Here is a 10,145-nt window from a genome sequence, read left to right as displayed (position 1 = left end):
CTTACTTTTTTGATTGTTCGAGTATTTTTTGTTCAAAACACGCCATTTTCACTAGTATTCTCCACAAATAAAGGCTTATGGTGCCTATATAAAGGAGGATTTATGAGTTCAATACGTAGTTACAAAGGTATATCACCTCAGATCGGACAAGGTGTCTATATAGATACAAGCTCAGTACTTGTTGGTGATATCAAAATTGGTGATGACTCTAGTGTATGGCCTTTAGTCGCAGCTCGAGGAGATGTGAATCATATCCATATTGGCGATAGAACTAATATCCAGGACGGTAGTGTTCTCCATGTTACCCATAAGAATGCTGAGAACCCTGAAGGTTATCCTCTATTAATCGGCAATGATGTCACTATCGGCCATAAAGTGATGCTACATGGTTGCACGATTAAAGATCGTGTACTCGTGGGTATGGGCGCTATCGTATTAGATGGTGTGGTCGTCGAACAAGACGTGATGATTGGTGCAGGAAGTTTGGTTCCACCTAACAAGGTGCTTGAAAGTGGCTATCTATATGTAGGAAGCCCGGTTAAACAAGCACGCCCACTGAATGATAAGGAACGTGCTTTTTTACAGAAATCAGCTGACAACTATGTTCAGAATAAAAACGACTACCTAGACTCTGTGCTTCCCGTTTAAAGCGCTTTAATCTGAATTCGATTAGAGGAGTCATACTCCTCTTCTTCTATTAACTCTTCCGCTAACTCTTCAATATCAAAACGAAGCTCTGCAAAGATAGCCAAAGCTTGTACGCCGCCTTCGATTTCTTTGTCTGATAATAATGACAACTCTTCAATCGACACTTCACACTCAATCAGTGCGCCTGACTGCTGAGCTTGGAAGATAATAGATTGACTCTCTTCATCCCAATCTTGGATATCTGGGAATAGGATTGATTGATTCATTTTTTCTGAATACCTTGTTATATCTCTAGGTTCTTACGTAATTCTCTTAAAATCTGTTTTGTGCCCGGGCGAAGACCACGCCACAACATGAAACTCTCAGCCGCTTGCCCTACTAACATCCCCAAGCCGTCATAAGCAGCATGAACACCATTATCAAATGCCCATTGGTTGAATACCGTATTGCCCGCTCCATAAACCATGTCGTAGACGACACTATTATCGTTGAAGATAGCTGGAGAAACTTCTGGTAGTTGACCACTTAGACCTGATGACGTGGAGTTAATAATGACATCAAAGCCTTCGTTCACATCACTTAGCCCCATCCCTTTTATGTTTCCATGCGAAGCAAACATTTCAGCTAACAATTCAGCCTTTGAACTGGTGCGGTTAGCCACCACTAATTGCTCTGGCTTTTGATCAAGCAAAGGTTGAATCACTCCTCTTGCTGCGCCACCAGCACCCAGTAAGAGGACTCGAGCTCCCTCTAATACTACTTGGTGTTGAAGTAAATCTTGAACAAGCCCCTCACCATCAGTGTTATCACCAATGATTTCTCCGTCATCTAGCTTCTTCAATGTATTAACGGCACCAGCTAGTTGAGCTCTTTCAGTCAATCGATTAGCAAACTGATAAGCATCTTCTTTAAATGGTGCTGTGACGTTACACCCTCTTCCACCTTCACTAAAAAAGGCTTTAGCTGAGGTAATGAACTGGCCATGTTCTGGCTGCAGTGCTGTATAGGTAAGCTGCTGGTTAGTTTGGCGAGCAAATAACGTGTGGATGAATGGCGATTTGCTTTGCCCAATAGGGTTACCGAAAACGGCATAACGATCTACTTGCTGTGTCATATCCTTACCTAACAGAAATAATAAAAAGGGTCATCTATATAGATGACCCTATCACTATCCCTATAAGGAAGGAAGAACTACCAAGCTCGAGGTTTTAGGTAGTCAGTATAAAGCAACGCTTCTGGAGACCCTGCTTGAGGTTCATAACGGTATTCCCAGCGAGCCAATGGCGGCATAGACATCAAGATAGACTCTGTGCGCCCGCCACTTTGTAGGCCAAACAAGGTGCCACGGTCATAGACTAGGTTGAATTCAACGTAGCGACCACGACGGTAAAGTTGGAAGTCACGCTCACGTTCACCATAAGGTGTCTCTTTACGACGCTCAACAATAGGTAGGTACGCCGCAGCATAGCCTTCACCAACAGCCTGCATGTAAGCAAAACTCTTTTCAAAGCCCCACTCATTTAAGTCATCAAAGAACAGACCACCAACACCACGCGTTTCATCGCGGTGAGGCAGATAGAAGTAATTATCGCACCACTCTTTGTGTTCTTGATACACGTTATCACCAAATGGCGCACACAGGTCTTTAGCGGTTTGATGCCAAGACTGGCAATCTTCATCGAAAGGATAGAATGGCGTTAAATCGAAACCACCACCGAACCACCAAATAGGGTCTTCGCCTTCCTTTTCGGCAATAAAGAATCGAACGTTAGCATGAGAAGTTGGGATATAAGGGTTTTTAGGGTGGATAACTAACGATACCCCCATCGCCTCAAACTTACGTCCTGCTAATTCAGGGCGATGAGCCGTTGCTGAAGCGGGCATTGCCTTACCTGCAACGTGAGAAAAGTTTACACCACCTTGTTCAAAGACCGCACCGTCAGTCATAACACGAGTACGACCACCGCCACCAAGGCGATCGCCAGGTTCGCGTTCCCATGCATCTTCTTTAAATAGTGCGCTACCATCAGCTTGTTCAAGCTGTTGGCAAATCGAATCTTGTAGGCTCAGTAAAAACTGCTTTACTGCTTCTTTATCAATTGCTGACATTTTACTTTCCTTTGCAGGGTTTAACCCTGTCTTAATATTTTCGACGTTTTTGCATCTCTGATTTCGCTTGGCTTATCACGACCACCCGTTTTCCCTTCAAGAATCGCAACCAAGTGTTGACCAAGTTGCTGTTGTACTTCTTCAGTCGTCATACAAGGCGGTTCGCCCGTCAGGTTAGCACTGGTAGAGGTTAACGGCTTACCGAATTCATTACACATTCTTTGAACCAAAGGGTGATCCGTCACTCGCACAGCGATTGAATCAAACTGACCACTCACCCAATCAGTCACTTTAGCACTGGTTGGCATAATCCAAGTGACTGGCCCTGGCCATGTTGCTTTAACCGTCGCCAATTGCTCATCGGTCAGTTGGCTTTCATCTATATAAGGAAGCAGCTGCTCGTAACTTGCCGCAATCAAGATCAAGCCCTTTTCAACTGGTCGTTGCTTTAACTCGAGTAATTTCTTTATGGCTTGTGGATTATCAGGATCACAACCAACCCCAAAAACGCCTTCGGTCGGGTAAGCAATGACTTCGCCCAGTTGTAATGCCTGCAATGTATGTTGAAAGTTATCCACGGGTTGCCTTATTAAGTCAGTTATCGAACTCGCTAAGTGTACAAATTATCACTCACTGTTACTAAAGCTATTTGTTTATAAAATGTATCAATTGGCAATTTAGACTGACGCAAACGTTTTCCTTGAGCAATTTTACCCGTATAATGCGCGCAAAATATCTAATCACTAATTAAATCGTACCTGAAGGAGTTTGAGATGACTGTCGGTATTATCATGGGTTCTAAATCTGATTGGCCAACAATGAAGCTAGCTGCGGACATGTTGGATCAGTTTGGCGTGGCGTACGAAACAAAAGTGGTTTCAGCTCACCGCACACCTCAATTGCTTGCAGACTACGCAACCAGTGCGAAAGAGCGCGGTATTAAAGTCATTATTGCTGGTGCTGGCGGTGCTGCACACCTACCAGGCATGGCGGCTGCTTTCACAAGCGTACCTGTTCTTGGTGTTCCGGTTCAGTCTAAAGCGCTGAAAGGTATGGACTCTCTGCTTTCTATCGTGCAAATGCCAAAAGGCATCGCGGTGGGTACTCTAGCTATCGGTGAAGCGGGAGCAGCGAACGCTGGCATCCTAGCTGCTCAAATCATTGGTACACACAATGAAGAAGTACTGGCGAAAGTAGAAGCGTTCCGCTCTGAGCAAACAGAAACGGTACTTGCTAATCCAAACCCTGCAGAGGACTAATTCCCATGCATGTTCTTGTGTTAGGCGCGGGCCAACTTGCTCGCATGATGTCCCTAGCTGGGGCACCGCTGAATATTGAAATTTCTGCTTTTGATGTTGGCAGCAAAAATATTGTTCACCCATTAACGCAAGCGATTCTAGGCAACGGCTTAGAAAATGCGATTGAGCGCGCGGACGTGATTACTGCTGAATTCGAACACATCCCTCATGATGTGCTTGAAGTATGTGAGCGCAGCGGTAAGTTCTTACCGACTACCGAAGCAATCAAAGCTGGCGGTGACCGTCGCCTCGAAAAAGCGCTATTAGACGAAGCGAACGTGAAGAACGCTAAGTACTATGTGATTAACTCTCGCGAAGACTTTGACGCTGCAATTGCTCATGTTGGCCTACCGATGGTGTTGAAGAGCACACTTGGCGGCTACGATGGCAAAGGCCAGTGGCGCTTAAAAACATTAGACAAGGTTGAAGTAACTTGGACAGAAATGGCCAAGTGCATTGCTGCAACCGACAATCAAGCAATCGTGGCAGAAGAGTTTGTTCCATTCGACCGTGAAGTATCACTGGTTGGTGCTCGTGGAACTAATGGAGAGGTTCAAGTTTACCCATTGGCAGAAAACGTTCACACCGATGGCGTATTAAGCCTATCGACCGCAATTGATGATATTGAGCTGCAAGAACAAGCGAAAGCCATGTTTACCGCGGTTGCTGAGCGCTTAGATTACGTTGGCGTGCTAGCACTTGAGTTCTTTGACGTTCAAGGTTCACTGCTGGTTAACGAGATTGCACCACGAGTTCATAACTCAGGCCACTGGACACAGCAAGGTGCTGAGACTTGTCAGTTTGAGAATCACCTTCGTGCAGTCTGTGGAATGCCACTAGGTAGCACCAAGCTGATTCGTCCAACCGCAATGATCAACATCCTTGGTGAAGATACTCTACCTGACGCTATTTGGGCTCAAGGCGGTTGTCATGTGCATTGGTATGGTAAAGAGAAACGAGCAGGCCGTAAGATGGGTCACATTAACGTGAGCGCAGACTACAACGCCGAACTGCAAAGAACATTATGTTCTCTGGCTGATATTCTCGACAAAAAAGCTTATCCAGCTATTCATGAATTTGCTGATCAGATGAAATAAGCCAACATGGCTTTGTTAGTTTAGATACAAAAAATGGCGCTCAGTGAGCGCCATTTTTATTTCTATAACCTGAGGCTATTCAGATTGAATGTGGTGACACTTGCGGTCGGCACATTGCTTTTTCATCCCGTGAGCTGTTTTCTTCTCAAGCAACAGCGGGAACTGACACACTTCACAACGACCGATAATAGGCGGCTGATTTACTGCAAACTTACACTTAGGGTAGTTATCACACGCGTAGAAGGTTTTACCGTAGCGAGATTTACGCTCGACCAAATGGCCTTTGCCACATTCAGGACAGCCAACCAACGGCTGCTCTTCAGGTTGTTCTTTGGGCTGGTCTAAAGATTCGATGTGATTACACGCAGGGTAGCTGCTACAACCAATAAACATGCCATAGCGACCTTGCCTCAACACCAGCTCGTTTTGGCATTTAGGGCACGGTACACCCAACTCTTTGACTACATGGCCATCGTTTTGGTGCAAAGGCTTGATGTAGTCGCAAGTCGGATACTGCTTACAGCCTAAAAACGGGCCGTGCTTACCATGGCGAAGCTGAAGCTCTCCGCCACACTGTGGACACGGTTCATGCTCTAGTGCATGTTCATGTGCTGAAAAAAGCTGATTATCAATCTTACTACTCATGATAAGCCTGTATTAATGCAAGATACCTTGCTCTTTGGTGTACAACAGCTCTTCCATTTGCGTGTAAGCACTTTCATTACCCGGTACGTTAAACAGCACCATTAAGATAATCCACTTCAGATCATCCAACTCAAATTCATTGGTTTCTAAACCCATCACACGATCAATCACCATTTCACGAATCTCTGTCGTGAGGACGTTGATCTGCTCAAGGAACAACAAGAAACCACGACACTCCATATTAATACGTGATATCTCTTTACTTGTGTAAACACGCATCGAGGTATTAGAGCACATAGTAATCGCCGCTTGGTTATCGGTATCTTGCAGTGCAGCAAGGTCTTCTAACCAATGGAGAGCCTTATAAATATCATCTTGGTGAAACCCCGCTCGAAGAAGTTCATCTTCAAGTTCGTCTTGATCCACCTGCAATTCAGAATCGCTATGGATGTAGGTTTCAAACAAGTACATCAGTATGTCCATCATCATAGCTAGCCTCTCCCCTTTCGAATATAGCCACCGGAAACTGCAACAACATGCCCTGAGAGCTCAAGCTCTAAAAGCTGCATCATGACTTCATGCACAGGTATATGGGTTCTCTGTGCCAAAATATCAACGGGTGTCGCCTCTAATCCTACGTTAGCTAACAGATGTGGAAATGGCAATTGTTCATTTTCTTCCAAGCTTGGCGCAGGTTCGAATAAATTAGGCTGTTGATCTATAGACCAGTCTAACAGACTCTTTATTTCAACCAATACATCTTGAGCACTCTGTACCAAGCAAGCGCCGGTTTTGATTAAGCTATTGCCTCCACGGCTCGTCGGGCTATGAATAGAACCTGGAAGCGCAAATACTTCACGTCCTTGCTCCAAAGCATAGCGAGCGGTAATTAGTGAGCCACTTTTCTCTGCAGCCTCGATAACCAAGGTTCCTAACGATAAGCCACTAATAATACGATTGCGACGCGGGAAATGTTCAGGTCGCGGTTTGGCACTTGGACGAAACTCTGAAATTAGCGCCCCACTTTCACATATCCTAGCCGCGAGGTTTCTGTGTCTTGCAGGATAAATAGAATCCAAGCCTGAACCCAACACAGCAAAGGTTTCGCCTCCTTTATCTAGTGCGCCATCATGCGCATAACCATCAATACCCAACGCTAAGCCGCTGGTGACAATCAAACCATTTTGTACAAACTCTTTAGCGAATGATTTCGCCGTCTGTAGCCCTTCGATACTGGCATTACGGCTGCCGACCATAGCGATTTGAGGTTCTATCAGCTTTTCAACATTACCTTTAACGAAAAGCACAGTAGGCGCCGAGGCAATCTCACTCAGCAATTTAGGATAGTGTAGGCAACTCGGAGTAAGGATGTGATGGTTGGGTTGTTTAGCTTGCCAAGCGAGACAAGCCTCTACCTCTCTTGGGGCTTGTTCTCGTAGATAGGAGATTTGTTTGGTTGATAAACCTAGTGCTTGTAGCTGTTGCCCTGAGTAACCAACAATGTTTAAAGGAGAATCAACACTCAGTAGGCGAGCAAGACGCTTCCCACCCAGTTGCGGAATAAAGCTTAACGTTAACCAAGCGATCAGTTGCTGTTCATTCACTCGCTTCCCTCTTCCGTCACTGCAAGGTCCAAAGGCGATACCGCCACAATGTCGTTACTCACTGGCTTTGAACTTTGAGTGATCAAGGCGAGGCTGAAATACTCATAAGGACGAATGACCATCAAGCTACCGAGCGGGGTACTTGGTAGCTGCACTTTATTACTCGCTGCAGACTCTTTGTAACTGTATTCACCTTGTTTGCCGAACACAACTGCACCACTTTCACTTAGGGTAAACATGGAGCCTTGACGAAGGTTATCCTGCGATCCTTTATTGATTACCACCACCTGATTTTTAGCGCTGTACTGATTACCCTCGAGAGAACCTAAAACATTGGCGAACTGACCCGCCGCACTAGGGGTGGGATAAAACGTAGTAGAAAGATTCACTTGATCGACGCCCAGTTCGGGGAGTACTAGGTCATTAAGTAGAACTTCTTGCAGCTGAGTGTCTATCTGTAAGCTACTGAACTCATCGTCCACTTCTTTTAAGCGCGCAGTGGCAACCAAGCGCAAAGAAGTGATACTCGCTTGAGGCTGCTGCCTTTGATAAGTTTCAACGGCGCGGTAGATACCCCACTTAGGATGCTGCTGGTTTCCAGATATGAATAATCGGTCTTCCCCAGACAAGAAGCGTTTTCCATCGCTTGTTCCCAACACTCGTTGCGCCGAGTCAATATCTTGCTGCTCAACCAAGCGATCAGACTGCAAATAAGGTAAAACCAACCCCTCGTTGACGGTAGGTACTGCTTTCTTCTCCGAGACACGAATCTTAGGGCTGAGTTTGATAACAGGCTTGAGGCTCAAGACAGGTTCACCATTAATCCAAACCAACGACAGTTTGTCTCCGGGATAAATAAGGTGAGGATTTTCTATCTCTGGATTCACCTGCCATAACCTTGGCCACAACCAAGGGCTATCGAGATACATCGCAGAGATATCCCACAAGGTGTCGCCCTTAACCACCACATAAGCCTCTGGCGCACCTCGCTTAATGGTTAAAGGTTGTTCACTATTCTCTGCCACCACGGCAAAAGAAATTGAGAAAAAAACAAGCGATAAAGTGGAGTAAATATGACGCATGACCTAGCTTCCTTGGTCTGTCTATATGACATCGGATTGGAGAATTACCATCAGGATGCTGTCATTTGACCTCTAAAATGTCTAGAATTGAGCCAACAAGGTTAAAGCTGTTTCGGCACAGTTCAATATTTCGAGTGTATATGTCTGTATTACAAGTATTAACATTACCAGATGATCGTCTACGTACCGTGGCGAAACCGGTAAAAGAAGTTACCCCAGAGATTCAAAAGTTCGTTGATGACATGATTGAAACCATGTACGACGAAGAAGGTATCGGCCTTGCGGCAACGCAGGTAGATTTCCACCAGCGTATCGTAGTAATTGATATTTCAGAAACGCGTGATGAACCAATGGTTCTTATCAACCCTGAAATTATCGAGAAGCGCGGCGAAGATGGTATCGAAGAAGGTTGTCTATCTGTACCTGGCGCTCGAGCTCTAGTACCTCGCGCTGCAGAAGTAACGGTTAAAGCACTAGACCGTGACGGCAACGAATTCACCTTCGACGCTGATGACCTTCTGGCTATCTGTGTTCAGCACGAGCTTGATCACCTAGAAGGCAAGTTATTTGTTGATTACCTATCGCCACTTAAGCGTAAACGTATTCAAGATAAGCTAGCGAAAATCAAACGCTTCAATGAGAAGCAAGGCAATTAATCGCAGCTATTACTAAATTAAGAAGGAAGCCTACCTTGAGTCAGTCTTTAAGAATTGTCTTCGCAGGTACTCCGGATTTCGCCGCCCGTCACTTGGCGGCGTTGTTGTCTTCGGAGCATGAAGTTATTGCTGTTTATACACAGCCAGATCGTCCAGCAGGCCGCGGTAAGAAACTGACTGCGAGCCCAGTAAAAAACATCGCACTTGAAAACAATATTCCGGTTTACCAACCAGAAAACTTTAAGTCAGATGAAGCTAAGCAAGAGCTAGCGGATTTGAATGCGGACATCATGGTTGTTGTAGCATACGGCTTATTGCTCCCACAAGTGGTTCTAGATACACCTCGCTTAGGTTGTATCAATGTGCATGGCTCTATCCTACCGCGCTGGCGTGGTGCTGCTCCAATTCAACGCTCTATCTGGGCGGGTGATAAAGAGACAGGCGTAACGATCATGCAGATGGATATCGGCCTAGATACTGGTGACATGCTAAGCATCGCAACGCTACCAATTGAAGCGACAGATACCAGCGCATCGATGTACGAGAAGTTAGCAGGCCTTGGCCCTGACGCGCTTGTTGAGTGTTTAGCTGACATCGCTTCAGGCAAAGCAGTCGCTGAAAAGCAAGACGATGCGCTTGCGAACTACGCGAAGAAGCTAAGCAAAGAAGAAGCGCGTATCAACTGGAGTGATGACGCAGCTCATATTGAGCGCTGCGTTCGTGCTTTTAACCCATGGCCAATGAGCCACTTTGAAGCTGCGGGAAACAGCATCAAGGTATGGCAAAGCCGTGTAGCAGAGCAAACCTCTGATAAGGCTGCAGGTACTATTCTGCAAGCTGATAAAACTGGTATCTATGTAGCAACGGGGCAAGGTGTACTTGTTCTTGAGCAGCTACAAGTTCCAGGAAAAAAAGCCATGTCAGTTCAGGATATCTTGAACTCCCGTGCAAGCTGGTTTGAAGTTGGAACTCAACTTTCTTAACCGCTTTAAAGCTGCCATAACGC

General features: G+C 45.7%; 13 protein-coding genes. 5 read left to right on the top strand and 8 right to left on the bottom strand.

Features of this window, described 5'->3' with window-relative positions:
• Window positions 1-102: 102 nt before the first annotated feature.
• Window positions 103-648, top strand: coding sequence for a gamma carbonic anhydrase family protein (locus OH460_RS21960; protein ID WP_008221548.1), 546 nt, complete (start codon window positions 103-105; stop codon window positions 646-648).
• Here OH460_RS21960 and OH460_RS21955 read toward each other — a convergent pair.
• The 4 genes from OH460_RS21955 to OH460_RS21940 all read right to left on the bottom strand — a co-directional run bounded on the left by OH460_RS21955 (window position 645) and on the right by OH460_RS21940 (window position 3,335).
• The gene (locus OH460_RS21955) at window positions 645-914 is read right to left on the bottom strand and encodes a DUF1488 domain-containing protein (RefSeq protein WP_116869893.1); all 270 of its coding nucleotides are present in this window, start codon (window positions 912-914) and stop codon (window positions 645-647) included. The genes OH460_RS21960 and OH460_RS21955 overlap by 4 nt on opposite strands.
• A 17-nt stretch (window positions 915-931) precedes the next feature.
• Complete coding sequence (gene aroE / locus OH460_RS21950; protein ID WP_269999526.1) at window positions 932-1,762, bottom strand: shikimate dehydrogenase; 831 nt, start codon at window positions 1,760-1,762, stop codon at window positions 932-934.
• A 77-nt stretch (window positions 1,763-1,839) separates the two neighbouring features.
• Window positions 1,840-2,757, bottom strand: coding sequence for an oxygen-dependent coproporphyrinogen oxidase (gene hemF / locus OH460_RS21945; RefSeq protein ID WP_269999525.1), 918 nt, complete (start codon window positions 2,755-2,757; stop codon window positions 1,840-1,842).
• Window positions 2,758-2,777: 20 nt separating this feature from the next.
• Window positions 2,778-3,335, bottom strand: coding sequence for an L-threonylcarbamoyladenylate synthase (locus tag OH460_RS21940; protein ID WP_116869890.1), 558 nt, complete (start codon window positions 3,333-3,335; stop codon window positions 2,778-2,780).
• A 195-nt stretch (window positions 3,336-3,530) separates the two neighbouring features.
• Between OH460_RS21940 and purE the strand changes: the two genes are divergently transcribed.
• Window positions 3,531-4,016 (top strand): 5-(carboxyamino)imidazole ribonucleotide mutase, encoded by a 486-nt coding sequence (purE, locus tag OH460_RS21935; protein ID WP_269999524.1) that lies wholly within the window; start codon window positions 3,531-3,533, stop codon window positions 4,014-4,016.
• Window positions 4,017-4,021: 5 nt separating this feature from the next.
• Window positions 4,022-5,152, top strand: a complete 1,131-nt coding sequence (locus OH460_RS21930; protein ID WP_269999523.1) for a 5-(carboxyamino)imidazole ribonucleotide synthase — start codon at window positions 4,022-4,024, stop codon at window positions 5,150-5,152.
• 75 nt (window positions 5,153-5,227) lie between these two features.
• Here OH460_RS21930 and OH460_RS21925 read toward each other — a convergent pair whose 3' ends face one another.
• From OH460_RS21925 to OH460_RS21910, 4 genes are read right to left on the bottom strand one after another with little or no spacing between them, the layout of a single operon-like run.
• Complete coding sequence (locus tag OH460_RS21925) at window positions 5,228-5,797, bottom strand: DNA topoisomerase family protein (protein ID WP_269999522.1); 570 nt, start codon at window positions 5,795-5,797, stop codon at window positions 5,228-5,230.
• Between the two features lie 12 nt (window positions 5,798-5,809).
• On the bottom strand, window positions 5,810-6,286 hold the full coding sequence (locus tag OH460_RS21920; protein WP_029235095.1) for a DUF494 family protein: 477 nt from the start codon (window positions 6,284-6,286) through the stop codon (window positions 5,810-5,812).
• Between the two features lie 2 nt (window positions 6,287-6,288).
• A complete protein-coding gene (dprA, locus tag OH460_RS21915; RefSeq protein WP_269999521.1) occupies window positions 6,289-7,401 on the bottom strand; it encodes a DNA-processing protein DprA in 1,113 nt (370 codons plus the stop codon).
• Window positions 7,398-8,483 (bottom strand): LysM peptidoglycan-binding domain-containing protein, encoded by a 1,086-nt coding sequence (locus tag OH460_RS21910; protein ID WP_269999520.1) that lies wholly within the window; start codon window positions 8,481-8,483, stop codon window positions 7,398-7,400. Before OH460_RS21910 ends, dprA begins: the two co-directional genes overlap by 4 nt.
• 140 nt (window positions 8,484-8,623) lie before the next feature.
• On the opposite strand from OH460_RS21910, the gene def reads away from it, so the two are divergent.
• Both def and fmt read left to right on the top strand, forming a co-directional pair.
• Window positions 8,624-9,139, top strand: coding sequence for a peptide deformylase (gene def / locus OH460_RS21905; protein ID WP_008221567.1), 516 nt, complete (start codon window positions 8,624-8,626; stop codon window positions 9,137-9,139).
• A gap of 35 nt (window positions 9,140-9,174) precedes the next feature.
• Window positions 9,175-10,122, top strand: coding sequence for a methionyl-tRNA formyltransferase (gene fmt, locus OH460_RS21900; RefSeq protein ID WP_269999519.1), 948 nt, complete (start codon window positions 9,175-9,177; stop codon window positions 10,120-10,122).
• Window positions 10,123-10,145 lie beyond the last annotated feature (23 nt).

The organism is Vibrio sp. Makdt (assembly GCF_027587015.1).
Taxonomy (GTDB): domain Bacteria; phylum Pseudomonadota; class Gammaproteobacteria; order Enterobacterales; family Vibrionaceae; genus Vibrio; species Vibrio chagasii_B.
Note: the sequence above shows the minus strand (reverse complement) of the source record. Positions and strands in the feature narration are given on the sequence as shown.

What these genes read in the sequence shown, in the direction of transcription:
- def (WP_008221567.1), top strand. Translation starts at nt 8,624, where the DNA reads ATGTCTGTATTACAAGTATTAACATTACCAGATGATCGTCTACGTACC.
- purE (WP_269999524.1), top strand. Translation starts at nt 3,531, where the DNA reads ATGACTGTCGGTATTATCATGGGTTCTAAATCTGATTGGCCAACAATG.
- OH460_RS21925 (WP_269999522.1), bottom strand. Translation starts at nt 5,797, where the DNA reads ATGAGTAGTAAGATTGATAATCAGCTTTTTTCAGCACATGAACATGCA.
- hemF (WP_269999525.1), bottom strand. Translation starts at nt 2,757, where the DNA reads ATGTCAGCAATTGATAAAGAAGCAGTAAAGCAGTTTTTACTGAGCCTA.
- OH460_RS21960 (WP_008221548.1), top strand. Translation starts at nt 103, where the DNA reads ATGAGTTCAATACGTAGTTACAAAGGTATATCACCTCAGATCGGACAA.
- OH460_RS21910 (WP_269999520.1), bottom strand. Translation starts at nt 8,483, where the DNA reads ATGCGTCATATTTACTCCACTTTATCGCTTGTTTTTTTCTCAATTTCT.
- OH460_RS21930 (WP_269999523.1), top strand. Translation starts at nt 4,022, where the DNA reads ATGCATGTTCTTGTGTTAGGCGCGGGCCAACTTGCTCGCATGATGTCC.
- OH460_RS21920 (WP_029235095.1), bottom strand. Translation starts at nt 6,286, where the DNA reads ATGATGATGGACATACTGATGTACTTGTTTGAAACCTACATCCATAGC.
- OH460_RS21955 (WP_116869893.1), bottom strand. Translation starts at nt 914, where the DNA reads ATGAATCAATCAATCCTATTCCCAGATATCCAAGATTGGGATGAAGAG.
- aroE (WP_269999526.1), bottom strand. Translation starts at nt 1,762, where the DNA reads ATGACACAGCAAGTAGATCGTTATGCCGTTTTCGGTAACCCTATTGGG.